Annotated in this window: 18 protein-coding genes; 10 read left to right on the top strand and 8 right to left on the bottom strand. The window is 62.9% G+C overall.

All coding sequences use genetic code 11. The features are described 5' to 3' along the window. Position 1: 1 nt before the first annotated feature. The 3 genes from ACWFVE_RS13260 to ACWFVE_RS13270 are packed head-to-tail and all read right to left on the bottom strand — an operon-like array spanning position 2 to position 2,827. Positions 2-559 carry an L-threonylcarbamoyladenylate synthase gene (locus ACWFVE_RS13260; RefSeq protein WP_447529737.1) on the bottom strand — a complete coding sequence of 186 codons (558 nt, stop codon included), beginning with the start codon at positions 557-559 and terminating at the stop codon, positions 2-4. Positions 560-617: 58 nt separating this feature from the next. Further along, on the bottom strand, positions 618-1,739 hold the full coding sequence (gene dprA / locus ACWFVE_RS13265; protein WP_447529738.1) for a DNA-processing protein DprA: 1,122 nt from the start codon (positions 1,737-1,739) through the stop codon (positions 618-620). Positions 1,740-1,777: 38 nt separating this feature from the next. Further along, the gene (locus tag ACWFVE_RS13270) at positions 1,778-2,827 is read right to left on the bottom strand and encodes a LysM peptidoglycan-binding domain-containing protein (RefSeq protein WP_447529739.1); all 1,050 of its coding nucleotides are present in this window, start codon (positions 2,825-2,827) and stop codon (positions 1,778-1,780) included. Between the two features lie 242 nt (positions 2,828-3,069). On the opposite strand from ACWFVE_RS13270, the gene def reads away from it, so the two are divergent. From def to ACWFVE_RS13310, 8 genes are all read left to right on the top strand, one after another. Next, positions 3,070-3,579 carry a peptide deformylase gene (gene def / locus ACWFVE_RS13275; protein ID WP_447529740.1) on the top strand — a complete coding sequence of 170 codons (510 nt, stop codon included), beginning with the start codon at positions 3,070-3,072 and terminating at the stop codon, positions 3,577-3,579. 78 nt (positions 3,580-3,657) lie between these two features. After that, positions 3,658-4,653 carry a methionyl-tRNA formyltransferase gene (gene fmt, locus ACWFVE_RS13280; protein WP_447529741.1) on the top strand — a complete coding sequence of 332 codons (996 nt, stop codon included), beginning with the start codon at positions 3,658-3,660 and terminating at the stop codon, positions 4,651-4,653. Next, complete coding sequence (gene rsmB / locus ACWFVE_RS13285; RefSeq protein WP_447529742.1) at positions 4,650-5,981, top strand: 16S rRNA (cytosine(967)-C(5))-methyltransferase RsmB; 1,332 nt, start codon at positions 4,650-4,652, stop codon at positions 5,979-5,981. Before fmt ends, rsmB begins: the two co-directional genes overlap by 4 nt. Positions 5,982-6,026: 45 nt before the next feature. Beyond that, positions 6,027-6,233, top strand: a complete 207-nt coding sequence (locus ACWFVE_RS13290) for a dodecin (protein WP_447529743.1) — start codon at positions 6,027-6,029, stop codon at positions 6,231-6,233. A 114-nt stretch (positions 6,234-6,347) separates the two neighbouring features. Next, positions 6,348-7,721 (top strand): Trk system potassium transporter TrkA, encoded by a 1,374-nt coding sequence (gene trkA / locus ACWFVE_RS13295; protein ID WP_447529744.1) that lies wholly within the window; start codon positions 6,348-6,350, stop codon positions 7,719-7,721. A gap of 26 nt (positions 7,722-7,747) precedes the next feature. Continuing rightward, positions 7,748-9,196, top strand: coding sequence for a TrkH family potassium uptake protein (locus ACWFVE_RS13300; RefSeq protein ID WP_447529745.1), 1,449 nt, complete (start codon positions 7,748-7,750; stop codon positions 9,194-9,196). A 33-nt stretch (positions 9,197-9,229) separates the two neighbouring features. Then, on the top strand, positions 9,230-10,480 hold the full coding sequence (locus ACWFVE_RS13305) for a TraB/GumN family protein (RefSeq protein WP_447529746.1): 1,251 nt from the start codon (positions 9,230-9,232) through the stop codon (positions 10,478-10,480). Further along, positions 10,477-11,373 (top strand): DMT family transporter, encoded by an 897-nt coding sequence (locus ACWFVE_RS13310; RefSeq protein WP_447529747.1) that lies wholly within the window; start codon positions 10,477-10,479, stop codon positions 11,371-11,373. The genes ACWFVE_RS13305 and ACWFVE_RS13310 overlap by 4 nt, the downstream gene beginning before the upstream one ends. On the opposite strand, the gene ACWFVE_RS13315 is transcribed toward ACWFVE_RS13310, so the two are convergent. The 5 genes from ACWFVE_RS13315 to ACWFVE_RS13335 all read right to left on the bottom strand — a co-directional run bounded on the left by ACWFVE_RS13315 (position 11,370) and on the right by ACWFVE_RS13335 (position 18,354). After that, the gene (locus ACWFVE_RS13315; protein ID WP_447529748.1) at positions 11,370-12,116 is read right to left on the bottom strand and encodes a tRNA-uridine aminocarboxypropyltransferase; all 747 of its coding nucleotides are present in this window, start codon (positions 12,114-12,116) and stop codon (positions 11,370-11,372) included. The two genes, ACWFVE_RS13310 and ACWFVE_RS13315, sit on opposite strands and share 4 nt — an antisense overlap. Positions 12,117-12,241: 125 nt before the next feature. Next, complete coding sequence (locus tag ACWFVE_RS13320; RefSeq protein ID WP_447529749.1) at positions 12,242-12,991, bottom strand: SIR2 family NAD-dependent protein deacylase; 750 nt, start codon at positions 12,989-12,991, stop codon at positions 12,242-12,244. Positions 12,992-13,086: 95 nt separating this feature from the next. Then, positions 13,087-13,944: an ethanolamine ammonia-lyase subunit EutC gene (gene eutC / locus ACWFVE_RS13325; RefSeq protein WP_447529750.1), complete on the bottom strand. Its 858-nt coding sequence runs from the start codon at positions 13,942-13,944 to the stop codon at positions 13,087-13,089. Next, entirely contained in the window at positions 13,934-15,349 is a 1,416-nt protein-coding gene (locus ACWFVE_RS13330) for an ethanolamine ammonia-lyase subunit EutB (RefSeq protein WP_447529751.1), read from the bottom strand. The genes eutC and ACWFVE_RS13330 overlap by 11 nt, the downstream gene beginning before the upstream one ends. A 188-nt stretch (positions 15,350-15,537) precedes the next feature. After that, positions 15,538-18,354 carry a bifunctional diguanylate cyclase/phosphodiesterase gene (locus tag ACWFVE_RS13335; RefSeq protein ID WP_447529752.1) on the bottom strand — a complete coding sequence of 939 codons (2,817 nt, stop codon included), beginning with the start codon at positions 18,352-18,354 and terminating at the stop codon, positions 15,538-15,540. 397 nt (positions 18,355-18,751) lie between these two features. Between ACWFVE_RS13335 and zigA the strand changes: the two genes are divergently transcribed. Continuing rightward, positions 18,752-19,978 carry a zinc metallochaperone GTPase ZigA gene (gene zigA / locus ACWFVE_RS13340; RefSeq protein ID WP_447529753.1) on the top strand — a complete coding sequence of 409 codons (1,227 nt, stop codon included), beginning with the start codon at positions 18,752-18,754 and terminating at the stop codon, positions 19,976-19,978. A gap of 295 nt (positions 19,979-20,273) precedes the next feature. Further along, a complete protein-coding gene (locus ACWFVE_RS13345) occupies positions 20,274-21,389 on the top strand; it encodes a metallophosphoesterase (protein ID WP_447529754.1) in 1,116 nt (371 codons plus the stop codon). Positions 21,390-21,392: the final 3 nt, after the last annotated feature.

The raw sequence follows: 21,392 nt of genomic DNA on the forward strand, positions 1-21,392 counted from the left end.
ATCAAAAGCGCAGCACCTTGCCGGAGGCCAGGTCGCGAATAGTGCTGGGGCGCGCCTGGGCGCCCAGCTCGCCGGGCAGGATGGCACCAAGCTCCGTGCCAAACAGCGTCTGCACCTCTTGCTCGGTCATGGCCGGTGGCTCGCCCGCGCGGTTGGCCGAGGTGGACACCAGCGGCCCGCCAAAGGCGTCGCACAGCGCTTTCAAACCAGGATGATTGGTGACGCGCAGCGCCACGCTTTGGTGGGCACCGCGCACCAAAGCGTGGCTGCGCCCGTTGTCCGGCACAAGCCAGGTATTGGGGCCGGGCCAGCTCGCCGCAAGCGGGGCGTGCAGCGCAAGCGGAAGCCCGGCAAGCCAGGGGCCGAACTGCTCGATGCTGGCCGCCACCAAAATGACGCCCTTGGCCGGGTCGCGCTCTTTCATGCGCATCAAGTGGGTGAGCGCCTGCTCGTTGTCCGGGTCGCAGCCAAGCCCCCACACCGCCTCGGTCGGGCACGCGACGACGCCGCCTTCGCGAAGCGCCTGGGTCGCGCGTTGAAGTTCCACCGTCGATGTCATCAAGGCCTCCTTTGAGTATTCGGCGTAGCCAGCCAACGTGGGTTTATCCTACCACGGCCTAGCCAAGGCGCACCCAGCCGCCCGCCTGCTGGGCCACAAGGCCATCGAGCTCCAGCATCAAAAGGCGCTGCTGGCATTCGCCCACGCTTTGCGCGGTATGTTGCACCAGCAGGTCGATGGGGGTCGGGGCCGACGAAAGCGCGGCAAGCAGCGCATCCGGCGGCGGGCTTTCAGCCGAGTGACTCATGGCCGGCAAAGATTCGGTTGGGGGTTGTGCCGGCGTCTGGGCTGCGGGCATGTACGCCGGCGCCCAGTGGCCAAGCTCATCGAGCATATCGTCGACGTGGCGCGCCAGGGTCGCGCCGCTTTTTAAAAGCGCCAGACTGCCCTGGGCCTGGACGTTATGAATCGAGCCCGGCACGGCGAAGAGCTCGCGGCCCTGCTCCAGGGCAAGCCTTGCACTCACCAGGCTACCGCTTTTCTCGGTGGCCTCGACCACCAGCGTGCCCAGCGAAAGCCCGGTGACGATACGATTGCGCCGCGGGAAAAAAGCGGGCCGCGCTTTGGTGCCGGGCGGGTGCTCGGCCAGCACCAAAGCGCCGGGGGTTTGGCTTAGCTGCTCATAAAGCGCGCGGTGGCTCGCCGGATAGATGATATCCACGCCACCGCCCAGCACCGCCACGGTGGCGCCCCCTTCGTCGAGGGCGGCTTGCTGGGCCAGCCCGTCTACGCCCAGCGCCATGCCGCTCACCACGCACCAGCCGCGCCGGGCCAGTTCCCGGGCGAAGTGCCGAGCGTTTCGGGCGCCTTCGCCGGTCGGCTTGCGGGTACCGACCATGGCGATACCCGGCCCTTTGAGCGCGTCGAGATCGCCCAGCGCCCAAAGCACCGGCGGCGGGTCGGGTAGCTCATCGAGTAAAGCAGGCCAGTGGGGATGGCCCGGATGAAGCACGTGGCGCCGCGGCCCACCGGCGAGCCAGTCGAGCGTGGCGTTCACCCGCGCCTGCAGCGGGCTTTTAGATGGATGATCGAGCCAGAGCCTTAGCGCACTTGCCGCCGGGCCCGGCAGCGCGGCAAGCCACCCCTGGGGCCAGCTGGGCTGGCGTTGGGCCAGCGCCTTGATGCGATGGGCGCCCATCCCCGGTAGCGCTTCCACGGCCAGCCATGCGTTCGTATCCATTCCCGCCCCCTTTTGTTAATCCTGACGACCGGTTTTTTTTAATTCGGGCGACTGGGTGAGCGCACCTCGTCGCCTATCGCCAATACGTTGGACGCCTGCATGACCAGCGCATAGCTCATGCGGTTATAGGGCTTGAATACCATGACCAGCCCGCTTTGCGTATTGGGCAGTTGAAAAAGCTCCCCGGTGCGCGGGTCGTTGATGAGCTCGCCCTGCTGGTCCACGCGCAGTACGTGGCCCGGCTGTAGGCCGTCCTCGGTCCCCAGGTCCAGCGCCACGATTTGCAGCCTGCCGATAAAACGCACCCCGCCGGGGGCGGCGATAATGTGCCCGGCCACGTCATTGAGCGGCGCGCGCGGCTGAAAATCCGCCTCGAAGGTATCGTCCAGCGTGAGCAGGATATCGTTGTTGCGCACCTCCTGCTGGGCGCTCAGCACTTTGACGCTTGCGATCTCGCCCTGCTGGCTGGCCCGTTGCGCTTCGCCGATATAGACGAGCTCGCGCCCCAGGGTTTCGCCCTCGCCAGACAAGTAGGGCTCGCCGGGGCGATAAAAACCCATGCGCGTGTCCGCTGGGAGCTCGCCGCGCACGTAAAGCGTGTCGCCGGCGCCGCTGATGAAGCGCTCGTTCTCGCCGCCCACCACGTAGCCAAGCTCGCGAAGCGGCTCATTGGCCTGTTGAACGCGGTGCTGGCGTAAAAATACATCGACCACCTCGCGGGGCAGCGCCGTTACGGCCTCGCGGGGCTCGACCCGGCGCACCTGGGGCGAAAGCTTCACCACTGGGCGCCCGGGCTCGAAATCAAAACAAGGGGCGCCGGCGCAGTCGCCAAGCACGAGGGTATCGCCTGGGTAGATACGATGAGGGTTTCGAATCTGCGGATTGGCCTGCCAAAGCGTGGGCCACTGCCAAGGGGCACGTAGAAAGCGCGCCGAGATATCCCAAAGCGTGTCGCCCTGTACGACGGTGTAGCGCTCGGGAGCGTCGTCGCGGATACGCTCCCAAGCCATTGCGGCACTGGCGGCAAGCGAGCCCCCCAGCAAAAGCGCGACGAAGGCGCTATAACGAAGGGATTTTTTAACGGCCATGGCGATTCCCTGAAAGGGGTGAGAGCGGTAGAAGACACGCCTGCGCGCATGCCCAGAAATACCGCCAGCATGATATAGTGGCCTATAGTAAAACACATAGACGCGCTAACCCAATTGAGGCAGGGGCGCGGGCGACTTTCAAGCGCGGTCATTGACCCGCCGCCGGAACCTGTCGCGGTTTTTAACCTCTATTCTAGCCCCTGTTTTGAAACCACAGATTGAATAACGGTGATAGTAACGCCATGGCTACACGTCCCATTCTCGAATTTCCCGATGAGCGCCTGAGAACCAAGGCGAAACCGGTTGAGACCGTTGATGACAGCGTCCGCCAGCTCGTCGACGATATGCTGGAAACCATGTACGACGCGCGCGGCATCGGGCTTGCCGCCACCCAGGTCGACGTTCACCAGCGCGTGGTGGTGATGGACGTCTCTGAAAACGGTGACGCGCCGCTGGTGTTGATCAACCCGCGCTACGAGCCGATCGGCGAAGAGCAAGAGCCGCTCTCCGAAGGGTGTTTGTCGATCCCCGAGCACTACGCCGAGGTACCGCGTTTTCTCAAGGTCAAACTCAATGCCCAGGATCGCAACGGCGAGGCCTACGAGCTCGAAGCCGATGGCCTGCTCGCCCACTGTATCCAGCACGAGTACGACCACCTTGAAGGGGTACTTTTCGTCGACTACCTCTCGGCGTTGAAGCGCGACCGCATCATGAAAAAGATGCAAAAGCGCCACAAGCTGCAGGACGCCTAAGCGATCAAAAAGCCGCCCACCGGGCGGCTTTTACGCCCCTCTCGCTATTTTCTGAAAAAAGCCCGAACAGGTAGACCCATGCCCCCACTGCGCGTCGTCTTTGCAGGCACCCCGGATTTTGCCGAATCACACCTTGCCGCCCTGCTCGAAAGCGGCCACCAGGTGGTAGGCGTTTATACGCAGCCCGACCGGCCCGCTGGGCGTGGGCGAAAGCTTACCCCTGGCCCGGTCAAGCGTCTGGCCCTCGAGCATGAACTGCCGGTCTATCAGCCGATGAGCCTGAAAGGCCCCGCCGCCCAGGCCGAGCTCGCCGCCCTCGAGGCCGATATCATGGTGGTCGTGGCCTACGGGCTTTTGCTCCCCCAGGCCGTCCTCGACACCCCGCGTCTTGGCTGTATCAACGTTCACGCCTCGCTGCTGCCCCGCTGGCGCGGCGCCGCGCCCATTCAGCGCGCCATCGAAGCCGGCGACGCGGCCTCCGGCGTAACCATCATGCAGATGGATGCAGGCCTGGACACCGGCGCGATGCTCAGTGAAATACGCACGCCGATCACAGAGCACACCACCGGCGGGGCGCTTCACGACCAGCTCGCCGAGGACGGCGCCAGGGCGCTGATCGAAACGCTCAACGCTTTGCGCCAGGCGAGCGCCACGGCCACGCCCCAGCCGCTGGAGGGCGTCACCTACGCGGCCAAGTTGAGCAAGGCGGAAGCCGAGCTCGACTTCACACAAAGCGCCGATGTGCTGGCGCGCAAAATCCGCGCCTTCAACCCCTGGCCGGTCGCCTGGTGCGCGCTGGGCGATGAGCGCCTGCGCCTTTACATGGCCCGCGCCGAAGGCCCGGCCCCGCATTCATCCGCCCCGGGCACGCTGCTGGCCCACGGCGACGATCATCTGCGCATCGCCTGCGGCGAGCACGGCCACCAGGTGCTGTGCGTTAGCCACGTGCAGCTCCCCGGCGCCAAAATGCTGCCGGTCAGCGCACTACTCAACGCCCCACAGCCCCGGCTTGCCCCGGGCAGCCAGCTGGGCACGCCAACGATCGAACAGACGCATCACGGAGAGAACTCATGAGCGCCAAGCGCCCCCAGGAAGGCAGTGGCCAGGAGGTGCGCGCCGCCGCCGCGCGCGCGCTGACGCCAGTCCTCAACGAACAAGGGTCGCTGGCCGGCCTTGACGAGCACAGCGTGATCGCCCGGGACCGGGGCCTTTTGAAAGAGCTCTGCTTTGGCAGTTGCCGCCGCCTGCCGCGCCTTGAAGCGCTGGCCGCGAAACTGCTCAAGCAGCCGTTCAAAAAGCGCGATCAGGATATTCACGCGCTGTTATTGATCGGCATCTACCAGCTTTTGTACATGCGTATTCCCGCCCACGCCGCGGTGGGTGAAACCGCCGGCGCGGCGCGGCTTTTGAAAAAAGAGTGGGCCACCCGGGTATTGAACGGCTGCCTGCGCCGGCTTCAGCGCGAAAGCGAGGCACTGCAAGCCGAGGTGGACCGCGACGAAAGCGTGGCGCTGGAACACCCGCCCTGGCTTTTGAAAGTGCTGCGCGAGGCCTGGCCCGAGCAGTGGCGCGAAGTGGTAGAGGCCAATAACCACCCCGGCCCCATGACCCTGCGCGTCAATCAGCGCCAGCTCGACCGCGAGGCGTACCTTGGCAAGCTGGTCGATCAAGGGCTCGACGCGCACCTGTGCGCCCACGCCCCGGACGGCATCACGCTGGAAACGCCCTGCGACGTCTCGATACTGCCAGGCTTCAAGGAGGGCTGGGTCAGTGTTCAGGACGAGGCGGCCCAGTTGAGTGCGGCACTTCTGGGCCCGGCGCTTGCGCCCCGCCCCGGCGCCCAGGTGCTCGATGCCTGCGCCGCCCCCGGCGGCAAAACCGCCCACCTGCTCGAGCAGTTCGATATCGCGCTGACCGCTATCGACATGGATAACCAGCGCCTGGCCCGGGTCGACGATACGCTCAGCCGGCTCAAGCTCAGCGCCGATTTGCGCCATGCCGACGCCGCCGAGCGCGACTGGTGGAGCGGCACGCACTTCGATGCTATTTTACTCGATGCGCCCTGTTCGGGCACCGGCGTGATTCGCCGCCACCCGGATATCAAAAAGCTGCGCCGTCAAAGCGATATTGGCCAACTGGCCAAGCTCCAGGCCTCGCTTTTGGATAACCTGTGGGGCCTTTTGCGCCCGGGCGGCACGCTTTTGTACGCGACCTGCTCGGTGCTGCCCCAGGAGAACGCCCAACAAATCGAGGCGTTCATCAGCCGCACCCCGGATGCGCGGGCCACCACCCCGTCGGACGTGGCCTGGGGCGAGACGAGCGGCCACGGCCGCCAGCTCTTTTCGCAACAAAGCAGTCACGATGGCTTTTTTTATGCCAGGCTGGAAAAGCGTTTGGCGTAACCAAACGCTCGAAGCCGTTTATTCACCACAAGGATGAAAAATCGTATGAGTAATCATATCTACAAGCACGTAGAAATCACCGGCTCTTCTGAAACCAGCATCGAAGACGCCGTGCAAAACGCCCTCGCCAAGGCGTCCGAGTCGATCGATCATATGCGCTGGCTGGATGTCATCGACACCCGCGGGCATATCGAAAACGGCCGGGTGGCTCATTGGCAGGTGACAGTGAAGGTCGGCTTCACGCTGGATTAATTTCCTCACTGCTTTTCGACGGCGGCTGGTTTACACTGGCCGCCGTCTTTATTTGCGGCGCCCTTTCGCTCTTTTCATCAAAACGCCGGCGCTTTCAATGGAACCGATTCAGCCATGAAAATCATCATTCTTGGCGCCGGCCAGGTCGGCGGGGCGCTGGCCGAACACCTCGCGCGCGAAGAGAACGATATCACCGTGGTCGACACGGACACGGCCAAGCTTCGTGAGCTTCACACCAAGCTCGATATCCGCACCGTGACCGGCGCCGGTTCCTACCCGATCATCCTGCGTCAGGCGGGCTGCGAAGACGCCGACATGCTGATCGCGGTGACCAACTCCGACGAAGTCAACATGATCGCCTGCCAGGTCGCGCACACGCTTTTTCGCACGCCGACCAAGATCGCGCGGGTACGCGCCACGCCCTATCTTACTCGCAAGGGGCTATTCGCCCACGAAGCCATCCCCATCGATGTATTGATCAGCCCCGAACAGGTGGTGACCGACCACGTGCGCCGCTTGATCGAACACCCCGGCGCCCTTCAGGTGCTGGAGTTCGCCGGCGGGCTGGTTCAACTGGTGGCGGTGAAGGCGTTTTACGGTGGCCCGCTGGTGGGCCAGGACCTGGCGTTTTTGGGGCGCCACATGCCCAACGTGGACACCCGTGTCGCGGCCATTTACCGGCGCAACCGGCCGATCATTCCGCGGGGCGATACGATCATCGAAGCCGACGACGAAGTGTTCTTCCTCGCCGCCCGGCGTGATATTCGCGCGGTGATGAGCGAGCTTAGACGGGTCGAGCGCGGTTTTCGCCGAGTGGTCATCGCCGGCGGCGGCAACATCGGCGAGCGCCTGGCCGAGCACCTGGAACACAGCCACCAGGTCAAGATCATCGAGCACAGTCTCGAGCGCTGCACGAACCTTTCCGAGCGCCTCGACCGCACCGTGGTGCTGCACGGCAGCGCCACCAGCAAGCGGCTTTTGGAAGAGGAGAATATCGAGGATTGCGATATCTTCTGCGCGTTGACCAACGACGACGAGGTCAACATCATGTCGTCGCTTTTGGCCAAACGGCTGGGGGCGAAAAAGGTGCTGACGCTGATCAACAACGCCGCCTACGTGGATCTGGTCCAGGGCGGCGAGATCGACATCGCGATCTCGCCCCAGCAGGCGACCATCGGGAGCCTTTTGACCCACGTGCGCCGGGGCGACATCGTCAACGTGCACTCCCTGCGCCGGGGTGCGGCCGAGGCAATCGAAGCGATCGCCCACGGTGACAAGCAGTCTTCCAAAGTGGTCGGCCGGGCGGTGCGCGATATCGGCCTGCCCGAGGGCACCACCATCGGGGCGATGGTGCGCGGCAAGGAAGTCATCATCGCCCACGGTGACGCCGTGGTGGAAAGCGGGGATCACGTGATTTTGTTCGTGATCGACAAGCGCCGGATTCGCGACGTCGAACGGCTTTTTCAAGTCGGCCTTACGTTCTTTTAAACACTGTCCAGGAGCCGTTCGATTCCATGAGCCTGCGGGTCATTCTACGCATTTTAGGGCTGTTGCTGATGCTCTTCAGCCTTACCATGTTGCCGCCCACGCTGATGTCGCTATGGTTTCGCGATGGCGTCTGGTACGCCTTTATTAGCGGCATCGCGATTACCGTGGCCACGGGCCTGCTGCTATATCTGCCCAACCGGCGCGCGCACAAGGAGCTTCGCATTCGCGATGGGTTCATCATCGCGGCGATGTTCTGGACGGTGCTGGCGTTTTTCGGCTCGATCCCGTTGATGCTGTTCGGCGACGCCGCCCTCGATTTCACTGACGCGGTGTTCGAGTCGTTCTCGGGGCTCACCACGACCGGGGCCACGGTGATTACCGGCATCGACTTTTTGCCCGAATCGATTCGCTACTACCGCCAGCAGCTTCAGTGGCTGGGTGGCATGGGGATCGTGGTGCTGGCAGTGGCCATTTTGCCGACGCTGGGCGTGGGCGGCATGGCGCTTTACCGCACCGAGATTCCAGGCCCGCTCAAGGACTCCAAGCTCACCCCCCGCATCACCGAAACCGCCAAGGCGCTCTGGTACATTTACGCCACGCTGACCATGGCGTGCCTGGTGGCCTATATGCTGGCGGGCATGAACTGGTTCGACGCGCTCGGCCACAGCTTTTCGACCGTGGCCATCGGCGGCTTCTCCACCCACGATGCCAGCATCGGCTACTTCAACAACGCCGCCATCGAGTTGATTTGCGTCTCCTTCATGCTGATTTCGGCGTTCAGCTTCAGCCTGCATTTCATCGCCTGGCGGGAGAAGCGCCTGCTGCACTACTTCGAAGACCCGGAAGCGCGCTTTCTGATGCTGTTTCTTGCGGGTCTGGTCACCATCGCGACCTTCACGCTTTGGTTTACCGGCACCTACGACACCCTTCACGGCCTGCGCCATGCGCTTTTTGAAGTGGTCTCGGTAGCCACGACCGCCGGCTTTGCGGTGGCGGATTTTTCCGGCTGGCCCGGGGCGCTGCCCTTCATGCTGTTCGTGGCCGCGTTCATCGGTGGCTGCTCCGGCTCGACCGCTGGCGGCATGAAGGTGATTCGTATCATTTTGATTTTAAAACAGGGCATGCGTGAGGTAATGCGCCTGATCCACCCCAACGCGGTCATCGCGGTCAAGGTGGGCAAGGTGAGCGTGCCCGACAGCATCGCCCAGGCCGTTTGGGGCTTTTTCTCCGCCTACGTGATGCTGTTCTTTTTGATGCTGGTCGGCGTCATGGCGACCGGCGTGGATCAAATCACCGCCTGGTCCACCGTTGGCTCGGCGCTCAACAACCTAGGCCCGGCGCTTGGCGAGGCAAGCGAACACTACGGCGACATGCCGGACCTGGCCAAGTGGATTCTGGTGCTGGCGATGCTTTTAGGCCGCCTCGAGATCTTTACCGTACTGGTTCTGTTCACCCCCGCGTTCTGGCGCCGCTAAGCCGCGAGGCCCCCTTTTTTTAGTGAGACAACCATGATTGATGACGACGCACCCTCCTCCACCGAGCCGGCCCAGGCGCTTCCGGCGACCAGCGGGCCCTTGAACACCGTTGACATAGGCGCGACCCGCTACACCCTGCTGGGCACCGCCCACGTATCGGCCCAAAGCGCCGAGGACGTCACGCGCCTGCTCGATAGCGGCGCCTTCGATGCCGTGGCCATCGAGCTTTGCGAGGCCCGCCACCACAGCATGACCAACCCGGACGCGATGGGCGAGCAAGACCTTTTCCAGGTGTTCAAGCAGGGTAAGGCGGGCATGGTAGCGGCCAGTCTCGCCCTGGGCGCGTTTCAGCAGCGCATCGCCGACCAGTCCGGCATTCAGCCAGGTGCCGAGATGCGCGCGGCGGTCGAGGCGAGCCAGAACCACGGCTTGTCGCTTTTAATGATCGACCGCGACGTGGGCGTGACGCTAAAGCGTATCTACAGCAACGTCCCCTGGTGGCAACGCTTTTCGCTGTTCAGCGGGCTGCTCGGCAGCGTCATGTCCCGCCAGGACGTGTCCAAGGAAGAGATCGAAAAGCTCAAGGAGGGCGACATGCTGGAGGCCACCTTCAGCGAATTCGCCGCCGAGTCGGAAAACCTCTATACCCCTTTGATTCGCGAGCGCGACCGTTACATGGCGCTACGCCTGGCCGAGCAAGCCCCACCCGGGCGCTACAAGAACGTGCTGGTGGTGCTGGGCGCCGGCCACTTGAAAGGCACCACGGAGCACCTGAGCGCGCCGCTGCCCGAGACCCCCAAAACCGAGCGCGAAGCGCTGGAGACCACGCCGCCGCCTTCCAAAATATGGAAGGCGCTGCCCTGGATCATCACTGCCCTGGTGATTACCGGCTTCGCGATCGGCTTTTCGCGCAATACCGAGCTTGGCTGGCAGTTGGTGCTGGAGTGGTTCTTGATCAACGGTATTCTCTCCGGCGGGGCGACCATTATTGCGCTGGCCCACCCGGTCACGGTGATCACTACCTTCTTCGCCGCCCCGCTCACCTCGCTCAACCCAACGATTGGCGCCGGGTTCGTGGCCGCCGGGGTCGAGCTTTACATGCGCAAGCCCAAGGTGCGCGATTTCTCTTCGTTGCGCCACGACGTGACCCAGTTGAAAGGCTGGTGGAAAAACCGCGTTTCGCGCACGCTGCTGGTATTCATTCTGGCAACGCTGGGCTCGGCGGTGGGCACCTGGGTGGCCGGCTTTAGAATCGCCGGTGCGCTGTTTGGCAGCGCCGTGTGAACAACATCGAGCGCGCGCCCTGGCAAGCGGATGCGCTGCTGCTATTGGTCACGATGGTGGCAGCGGCGGGCTGGATATTTTCCAAGGAGGCGCTAGCGGGTATGCCGCCGCTGCTGTTCATCGGCACCCGCTTTTTGCTTGCCGGGCTGGTGCTGCTCGGCTTTGCCTGGCCATCGCTTGCCAGGCTGCCCGCGCGGCGTATACGCCGCGGCCTGTTCGTGGGGGTGCTGTTTAGTGCCGCCATTGGCTTTTGGATTCTTGGGCTCAGCCACTCCGACCATTTGGGCGAAAGCGCCTTTATCAATAGCCTGGGGATTTTGCTGGTGCCGGTGGTCGCGCGGTTGCTGTTCGGTGACCGCCCGCCCCGCTCGACCTGGGTGGCGCTGCCGGTCGCCCTGACGGGCTTTGCGCTGCTCTCGCTCAACGCAGGCTTTCGGGTAGAAGCCAGCCAGCTCTATATGGTGTGCGCTGCGCTGTGCTTTGCGTTTTTGATCAACGTCAACACCCGTGTGGTGCGCCACGTACCGGCGCTGGCGCTCACTACGCTGCAACTGCTCGCGGTAGGGGTGGTGCTAAGCGTTACGTCGCTGCTGGTGGAGCATCAGCCGGTGGTGCTCAGCACCTCGATTTTGGGCTGGTTCATGGCCAGTGCGCTGCTGGCCAGCGCCCTGCGCTTTTTCCTGCAGATTACCGCCCAGGGCATGACCACCCCAAGCCACGCCTCGGTGATACTCATGCTCGAGGCGGTGTGGACCGCGCTACTCGCCGGCTGGTGGTTTGGCGAAACCATGTCCCTGCTGCAGCTTCTGGGGTGCAGCCTGATTTTCGCCGCGCTGCTTATCAACCGCTGGTTTTGGGTGCGCAAGGTGCTGCTGCGCTGGCTGCCTAACTAGCCCTGCGCCTTGCGTGCCAGCAACCGCCGCATGGCTGGGGTCGGCTCGTCGATCTTGCGATAGAAACGGCTCTCCGCGTAGCTTTCGTTGAACACGTCGAAGTAATCGTCCAGCACGCTCGCCGCGTCCTCGTCGCCGGCCTGGCGCAGAAGCTCGGTGGCCACTTCCGCGGTGCACAGGTGCGCGCGGGAGGCGGGCTTTCTTAGCCGGTAGCGGGTTTCGCGCTCGGTATGTAGCGGCAGCACCGGCAGCGCGTCCAGGTAAGGGCTTTTGCGAAACATGCGCCGCGCCTGGCGCCAGGTACCGTCCAGAATGATAAATACCGGTATGCGCGCCTCCCGCTTGGCGCTGTGCACGGCGTCGATACCCACCACGCGTTCGGCGTAGTCCGGGTGGTCATCCGGAAAGATCACGAAAGCCGCGTAGCGCGGATCCTCGAGCAGCGCGATCAACTCCGGGTCCGGCGCGGTGCGGTACCAGGTAAATACCCGGGTTTGCGCCAGCACATCGCCAATCAACCGCCCGGTATTGGTCGGCTTGTAATGCTCGAGGGAATGGGTGATCAGCCATACCTGGGCGTGGCTTTGCGCCACGGCCTTGTAAGGGCACAGGCAGTTGAGCTTGGGCAGGTTACAGCCTTCACAGCGGATCACGAAACTGCCACGCGCCTTGAACTCGCGCCGCGGCGGTTGAGGATGCTCGGCCGGCGCATCCTGTTCACAGGTAGTATCAGAGGCAGACATCCGCGCACCCAGTTAGTCAAAGGGCGCCGAGTATAAAGCAGCGCCCGGCGTGTGACGAGCCAGACCCGCCTGCCGGGGCCAGTGAAAACGGGCGGGGCGCCATAGATCCAGCGCCCGCCCCCGGATCAGGAGAGCTCGAAACTCCTTTGGCGACGCCACTGGTTGACCAGCGCCGGCACACCCTCCCCGGCGGTGGTGTTGATCGCCAGGACACCGGGCGGGGTCAGGGCATCCGCGTCCGGGTCGATCAGTGCGCAAGGGGTTTCCGCGCCGATATAGGACAAAAGCGAGGCGGCGGGCATGACCGCAAGCGAGGTACCCACCACCAGAAAGAAGTCCGCCTGGCTTGCCAGTTCGCAGGCCTGGTCGAAAAGCGGCACGGATTCGCCGAACCAGACCACATCCGGGCGCAGCTGGCTGCCTTTGTCGCACACCTCGCCCAGGGCGATATTACCGGTGACCGGGTAGCGCAGGCGCGCATCGACGGTGGAGCGCGCCTTTAGAATCTCGCCATGAAGATGCAACACATGAGAAGAGCCTGCGCGCTCGTGCAGGTCGTCGATATTTTGAGTAATGATCGAGACGCTGAAGCCATCCTGCTCGAGGGCGGCCAGCGCCTTGTGCGCCGCGTTGGGTTTGGCTTTACGAATCTGCGCGCGGCGCTGGTCGTAGAAAGCCAGTACGCGCTCGGGGTCATCGCGAAAGCCTTCCGGGGTGGCGACCTTTTCGACCGGGTGTTCCTCCCACAGGCCGTCGCTTGCGCGAAACGTCTTGATGCCGCTTTCCACGCTGATGCCAGAGCCGGTAAACACGACCAGGTGCGGCAACGACACCGCCTGCAAGTGGCTGCCGTCTGCGGGCTCGCTTGTCAACATAACCCCCTCCTTTGCCATTCAAAGGGCCGCTCGAACTAAAGTGAAGGCGGCCGGAAATGCTTGTTAGCCTAGGCGATATGCCGGATAAAAAACAGTCAGTCGGCCACTAGAAAGTTACGTGTCGATCCGATGCCCTCGACCACGTCGTCCTCGCTGCGATCCTTGAGCTTCACACCGGAAAGCTTACGCTCGCGCGCCTCCTTCAACAGCAGCAACAGCTTTCGGGAAGCGCTCTTCATATCGAGCCCTGCCGGGCGCACGTTGGAGATACAGTTGCGCCGGTCATCCTTGAGGCCCACTTCCGGCGCCCAGGTCATGTAGAGGCCCAAGCTATCCGGCGAGCTAAGCCCCGGGCGCTCGCCGATCATGACCAGCACGGCATCGGCGTTCAAAAGCGCGCCGACCTCGTCGCCAATGGCGACCCGCCCCTGCTCGACGATGCTAAGCGGCGCGAGCGTCCAATCGAGCGCGTCTTCCTCGAACGCCTGGTAGAGCGCTTGTAAAAACGGCGCGCTGTTTTGCTGCACGGCCAGCGCCGAGAGACCATCGACGATCACCACGGCCAGGTCGGCGCGCTCGGTGGTGGCGTGCTCCTTGAGCCGCCCGTGGGACTCGTCGTCGAGCCGGCGGCCGTAGTCCGGCCGCTGTAGATACGTGGCCCGGTCCTCGGCGTGACTGTGCAGCGCTATCGGGGCGATTTCGAGGGCGAGCGCCTCGGTCAATGTCTCGCTCAGGGCCTCTAGTGCTAGCGGGCAGTGCACCGCGTCCTGAGCCTGGGCGTGGGCCAGCTGGAATTCCAACAGTTTGCTCGTGGGCAGGCTCACCCCGGCCCGGCCCAAACCAATGCGCGCGTCGGTAAAGGCGCGCAGCGTCTGCCAGGGGTTTTCGACGACGACCGGCTCGTGGCGGTGTGGGCTTTCGGTGGGCGTTCCAGACGTTGGTTTAGTGTTCATGGCGGCCCTTCCCGGGTAGATGGCGCAGGCTATTGGCAAAGGCGGCGGGCAGGCCATCGCTCAGCCGGTGGGCGTCGATATCGCTGAAAATCTGCATGCGCGAAAGCCACTGTTCGAACTCCGGCGCGGCCTTGAGGCCGAGCGCCCGGCGGGCGTAGAGCGCATCGTGAAACGAGGTGGTCTGATAGTTGAGCATGATGTCATCCGAGCCTGGAATGCCCATCACGAAATTGCACCCGGCCACGCCCAGAAGCGTGAGCAGGTTGTCCATGTCGTTCTGGTCGGCCTGGGCGTGGTTGGTGTAGCAGACATCGCACCCCATGGGCACGCCTAAAAGCTTGCCGCAGAAATGATCCTCGAGCCCGGCGCGGGTGATCTCTTTACCATCGAAGAGATACTCCGGGCCGATGAAGCCGACCACGGTATTGACCAGCAGCGGGCTGAACTTGCGCGCCACACCGTAGGCGCGCGCTTCGCAGGTTTGTTGATCCAGCCCATGGTGGGCGTCGGCGGAGAGCGAGCTGCCCTGGCCGGTCTCGAAGTACATGACGTTGCGCCCCACCGTGCCACGATTGAGCGACTGCGCCGCGGCTTCTGCCTCGGCAAGCGTTGCCAGATCGAAGCCGAAACTGCGATTGGTAGCTTCGGTGCCGCCGATGGACTGAAAGACCAGGTCCACTGGGGCGTTTTGCTCGATCGCTTCCAGCGTGTTGGTCACGTGGGTCAGCACGCAGGACTGGGTGGGGATCTCGTACTTTCGAATCACCTCGTCCATCAGGCGCATCAGCTTCACGCTTTGGGCGACGTTGTCGGTGGCCGGGTTGATGCCGATCACCGCGTCGCCACTGCCGTATAAAAGCCCGTCCAGAATACTCGCGGCGATACCGGTCACGTCGTCGGTCGGGTGGTTGGGCTGAAGCCGCGTGGAGAGGCGCCCGGGTAGCCCCAGGGTGTTGCGAAACGCGGTACTCACATGGCACTTCTTGGCCACCAGAATCAGGTCCTGGTTGCGCATTAGCTTGCTCACCGCGGCGGCCATTTCCGGGGTGATCCCGGCGCGCACGCGCTCCAGCACCTCGGGGGTGGCCTGGTCCGACAGCAGCCAGTTGCGAAAATCGCCCACGGTCAGATGCTTGATGGGCGCAAAGGCGCTGGCGTCGTGGTCGTCAATGATCAGCCGGGTGATTTCGTCGTTCTCGTAAGCAATCAACGCCTCACTCAAAAACGTGGTGAGCGGAAGCTCCGCCAGGACCATCTGGGCAACCACGCGCTCCTCGGCGCTTTGTGCCATCACACCGGCCAGCCGGTCGCCGGCGCGCGCCGGGGTGGCCTTCGCCATCAGCTCGGCAAGGCTTTTAAAGCGGTAGCAGCGGCTGCCCACTTGGGTGTGGTAGTTCCCGGCCATGGGGTGTCTCCTTCGCACTAGAAGGTCCTCGATACCTGGCACGCAACGACCAGCGGCCAGCATCGGGACCGTTTATTGGCTTTTCCCCACCTTAGCGCTAACCGCCCGCTTCGCCTATCAAGTTTCGGCAAATCCGGCGCCCTTCCCTGCGCCACGCACCACCCGCGGCGAACCGGCGACAGCCCAACTCACGCCTGGCCCCCGAGCCAACGACGGGCGAAATCCTCCGGGGTCAACGGCTGGTCGAAGTAGTAGCCCTGGCCCTGGATACAGCCCATGTCGATAAGCGGCTTGATCTGCGGCGGGCTCTCGATCCCTTCGGCGATCGTCTCCAGACCCAGGGTGTGGGCCATCGCGATAATGGTGGCAACGATCATTCGATCGTTTTCGCTAGTGAGCATGTCGCGGATGAACGAGATGTCGATCTTGATCTTGTCCACGGCGAAGCGTTTCAAATAGGCAAGCGACGAGTAGCCGGTGCCGAAGTCGTCGATGGCCAGGCCCATGCCCTGCTCCTTGAAGTGGCGGGTCATCGCAACGGCCTCTTCGGGGTTGATCATGATGCCGCTTTCGGTCAGCTCCAGACTCAGCGCGGACGGGGCGATCTGGTAGGCGCTGCAGTTTTCGAGCAGCGCATCGGCCAGGTCGCTGTCGTCGAACTGATCCGCCGCTATGTTGATCGCCAACTGCCCGCGAAACGTGAGCCCCTGCGCCTTCCAGTGGGCAAGATGCTGGCAGGCTTTTTCGATCACGCAGCGCCCCAGCGCTATCATCATGCCGCGCTCTTCGGCCAGCGGAATGAAAACACCCGGCGAGATGCTGCCAAGCACGTCATCCTGCCAGCGGCATAGCGCTTCGGCACCGATCAGCTCGCCGGTTTGCATATCCACCTGCGGCTGAAAGTGCAGGCCGAGGGTTTTATCGGCGATCGCGGCGCTCAACCGTTTGGCCATGTCCAGCTTTTCGCGCATGACCTGCTCCATCCAGGGCTGGAAAAGGCGCGTATTAACCGGCTGCCGCTTGGCCTGATACATGGCGGTATCGGCGTACTTCAGAAGGCCCTGAGCGCTCGTCGCCTGCTCCGGAAACAGCGATATGCCCACGCTTGCGCTGAGCTCCGCCGAGTGCTGTTCGACGACGATCGGAACTTCGAGCGCCTTTTGAAGCGATGCGGCCACGTCGTGGGCCGCCTGCTGGCCGGTGTCACGGCAGATGACGACGAACTCGTCGCTGCCCAGCCGCGCCAGGTAATGTTGATCGCCGAGCACCGCCGCGAAACGCTGGGCCACTTCGCTGAGCACCATATCGCCCCCGTGGTGGCCGGCCGTGTCGTTCACTTCTTTAAACTGATCGAGCCCCAATAGCAGCAGCGCCAGCGGCCGAGGCGGCTTGGCCTCAACGTGGCGTGTCAGTTGGCGAATGAAATCGGCGCGGTTGGGTAGCCGCGTGCCTTCATCCCGGTAGGCCAGCTCGCGGATAAGGCTCTCGTCTTGTTGGCGGGAGAGCTCCGAGGCGACCCGGGCGGCAAATATCTGCAGTACCTCTCGGGCAATGTGGGTGTGCGTCAGCGCCTGCTCGTACATGACGCCAACGATACCGATCGGCTTGCCCTGGGCGTCATCCAGGCGGTGGCCGATATAGCCATTCACCCAGTCGAGCGCGCCGTTGGCCTCGCGGGGCATGCGCACCGAAGCGCCTTCCAGCACCATACACTCGCGGTGCTCGATGACATCCTCACACGGAACCCCCGTCAGGTGGTAGCGAAGCTCGGGCTGCTCCTCGCCATTGACGTGAATCGATACCATCGTGGCGATATGGGGGTCCTCTTTGTCCAGCGTGGCGATAAACCCGACCTCTGCCGAGAGCGCGGTCGCCATGTGCACGGTCAGTTGCGACAAAAAGGCCTTGCCGTGGCCGGCGGACACCGCGGTGGCTACGTGGGTCACCGCGTGCTGAATGCTCTGCTCGTTTTGGCGGCGCAGAAAATTGTCCAGCCCGAACGCGATATCGTTGGCCAGGTCGCCGAGGATCTTGAGCTCTTTTTCGGAAATGGCTGCGTCCTGGGCGTGATAACAACTCAACACGCCCAGCGGAACATCGCGAAACATCAGAGGAAGCGCAATAAACGCTTTGACGCCGAGGGCCAGCAGCCCCTCCTTGAGATTCCCGTTGACCCCGCCGGTGTTCGTAAGCTCACTCACCACCAAGGGGCGGCCCTGCTCGAACGCTTTTTGGGTGACGACGTGGCTATAGCGTTTGATCATGAGTTGGCGTGGGCTGCACCAGGCAACCTCCTCGCCATCCCGGTCCGCCATTGTGGTGACGCTCAGCGAATCCGCGCGCCGCGTGGCGTCGGGCCGGCTGATCCAGGCCGCCGCATAGCCACCGGTGCCCACGGCCACATCGCAACAGCCTTGCATCAGGGCGGCCTCGGTTGGGGCATTGAATACCGTCTCGCCGCCTTCACTCAATAGCCGAAGCGCTCGGCGCTGGCGGTCAATATGCACTTTTGCGCTGGCCCCCGCCAATTGACGCGAAAGCTCGACCCCCGCCAAGGAAGCCGCAATACGCAGCGTATCGATGGCAAAATCCGGCAGGGTCAAAGGGGAAGAGTGAATGAGCGCTATGACGCCGAGCCAGTTGGCGTCGGCATCCAGCATGGGCACCCCCAAAAAGCCTTCGGCAGAGAGCGCCGCAAGATGCGGATCATCAGGAAACTGCTCACAGACGCCCTGGCTTACCATGAATTCGCAACGGGGATTGATTTGGGCACACACGGCCCCTTTGATCGAGTACGGTGCTTCACTTATCCACTGCCCGTTCGAGTAAAACGCCAGCGGCGATACGAAGCTCCCATGAGCATCGATACGGGCAATGAACACATGATCGACATCGAGCAACGATGCTAATGAAAACGTAAGGTGTTGAAAAAATTCTTCCCGGTCACTGCTGATTAAACTTCTTGATAACTGCTTTAGAACATCCGGTGCAGAGTCAGGAAACATGATATGAAGCGCCTTCAAATGGATCAGTTAACGGCATTTAAGCCCATGCCTTAAAACAACATTGTTCGCCTGCTCTATTTCGTCAATGTCGCGCCCCCTGAACGGCGGGTCTTGGGTAACAGTGTAACAACTCCACTAATGTATCGGATTCACCGCCGTTCAAATACCGCCCACCGTTGGATCGCCGCTACTCGGGGTTTTGATGTTTGGACGGTAATGCCCTGTGGCCAATGCCCAACTCGGTGCAGGCGCCTTTAGCGTTGAATTACTTCCAGGCGGTCTCAATCAGCGTTACTCGTCAAACCAGGTGTTGGCTACTCCTCTTGAGTACATGAATGTTTTCATCCTTTCTTTATTGTTATAATATTACATAACACAAAATGGGAGACTAACCGTCATGCCTGAATTCAAGCCACTTCCCGTCACCGTACTTTCGGGCTTTTTAGGCGCGGGCAAAACCACCGTGCTCAATCATATTCTGGCCAACCGTGAAGGTTTGCGGGTGGCCGTCATCGTCAACGACATGAGCGAGATCAATATCGACGCGGCGCTGGTGCGCGGTGGGCCCGACACTTCTTCACCGGGGCATGACATCGGTTTGAACCGGACGCAAGAGCGGCTCGTGGAAATGAGTAATGGCTGCATCTGCTGCACGCTGCGTGAAGACCTTCTTTTAGAGGTCGGCCGACTCGCTAAAGCGGGGCACTTCGATTATCTGGTGATCGAATCGACCGGCATTTCCGAGCCGCTTCCGGTCGCCGAAACCTTCACCTTCGAAGATGACGACGGTCAAAGCCTTTCCCAGGTTGCACGCCTGGATACGCTGGTCACCGTGGTCGATGGCGCTAACTTTTTGCATCAGTACCGCGAGGCTCAAAGCCTTGAAGAGGCCGGCGAAAGCCTGGGCGATGGAGACGAACGCAACGTGGCCGACTTACTGGCCGACCAGATCGAGTTTTGCGATGTGCTGTTGGTTAGCAAAACGGACCTGATGAGCGAAAGCGAGCTCGAGACCTTGAAAGCGGTGCTCGCCTCGCTCAACCCGGAGGCCGAGATAGTGCCGATCCGCCAGGGTAAAATAGCGCTCGATAAGGTGCTCAACACCGGCCGATTCGATTTCGAACGCGCCCAGCAAGCCCCGGGTTGGCTAAAAGAGATGCGCGGCGAGCACGTACCGGAAACCGAGGAGTACGGTATTGGCAGCTTCGCCTACCACGCGCGGCGCCCTTTTCACCCGGAGAAGTTTTTTGAGCTGCTACACGCCGACTGGTTCGGCGAGGGGCTGCTGCGCTCGAAAGGCTTCTTCTGGTTGGCGAGCCGCCCGCACTGGGCAGGCCAGTGGAGCCAGGCCGGCGGTATCGCCCACCACGGCGCGGCGGGCATGTTCTGGAAGGCCGTGCCGCAAGAGCGCTGGCCGGACGACCCGGAGTACCGCGCGTTTATCACGGAAAAATGGCAGGAGCCCTTTGGCGATATGCGCCAGGAACTGGTATTTATCGGCCAGAACCTGAATCAGGAGCGCATGCGCGCCGCCCTCGATGCGTGCCTTTTATCGGAAGACGAACGTCTCGCGGGCGTCGAGGCCTGGACTGCATTACCGGACCCTTTCCCTACCTGGGAGTGAAAATCCCCCACCTACCACGGAGAGGCGCACGCCTCTTTGTTCGCTTATAATCACACCACGGCGGGCCTTCCCGGGTACGCTATCCCCTCAAACGCCTGGCGCCTTGGGTTTTGCGGAAGTGACCAACGCCGACATTGCGCGTGATATCGTGGCCGTCTTTCCATTCTGGCGGGTGATGGCCAATGAGCTGGCCTACGGCGCTAACCGGCCAAGGGGCACGGCGCCTGGCGGCTTTTCCAGCTCAGCCTTTCTCCTGGACCGTGCCTTGCGTTCCTTTACCCAACGAGAGCCTTCGATGTTTCATTTTGCCGTTTCGCTGCCCTGTCTGATCGTGATCATTCGCTTCATTGCCCCCCTTGGCTGGCCGCTGTGGGTCAAGCTGGCGTTGAGCGTGTTGCTGCTGGCGGTGTCGCAGCATCACCTGCTGACCCAACTAGCCTTCGGCAGCATGTTTTCACCGGAAGTGCCGCGCGCGGTCGTACTGGCCGTTAATACGCTGTTCGGCGCGATGATTTTTCTGGCGCTGATGCTGCTGGTCACCGACGCCGTTACCGCGCTGCTGGCGCTGGCTAAAGGACACCTGCTCGCTATCCCCGCCGCGCTTCGCTATACGCTGGCCGCCCTTGCCCTTGGCGTTGCCGCGTTCGGCGTTAGCCAAGCGGCAAGGGTGCCGCCGCTCAAGGATGTCGAGATCGCGATCTCCGGGCTGCCCGAGGCCTTCGAGGGTTACCAGATCGCTCACCTGACCGATCTACACATCAGCCGGCTGTTCGAGCGGCCCTGGGTCGAGGAGGTCGTGGCGCAGACCAACGCCCTGGGCGCCGATGTCGTTTTGATTACCGGGGATTTGATCGATGGCGAGCTGGCGGCGCGCCGCGACGATGTCGCCCCGCTCACCGGGCTTTCGGCGCCGGACGGAGTAATCGTAAGCCCGGGGAACCACGAGTACTATTTCGGCGTCGAGCAGTGGCTTTCGCACTATCAGACGCTGGGTATGCAGATACTCGCCAACCAGCACACCGTTATCGAACGCGACGGGGCCGCACTGGTGATAGCGGGGGTGACGGACGCCGCCGCCACCGGGCGCGGCCGTCCGGGACCGGATTTAGCCCAGGCGCTGGAAGGAGCCCCACCGGAGGCGGCGGTGATTTTGCTCGACCACCAGCCGCGCAACGCCGCCAGGGCCGCCGCGCAAGGCGTTGACCTACAGCTCTCAGGGCACACGCACGGCGGCATGATTGTGGGGCTCGATCGGATCGTCGCCCGCGCCAACAACGGCTTCGTATCCGGGCGTTATGAGGTCGATGGCATGACGCTTTATCTGAATAACGGCACCGCGCTGTGGCCGGGTTTCGCCCTGCGTTTGGGCAAACCTTCCGAGCTTACGCGGATTACGCTGCGAGCACGCTGACCA

Source organism: Vreelandella mediterranea (assembly GCF_970647075.1).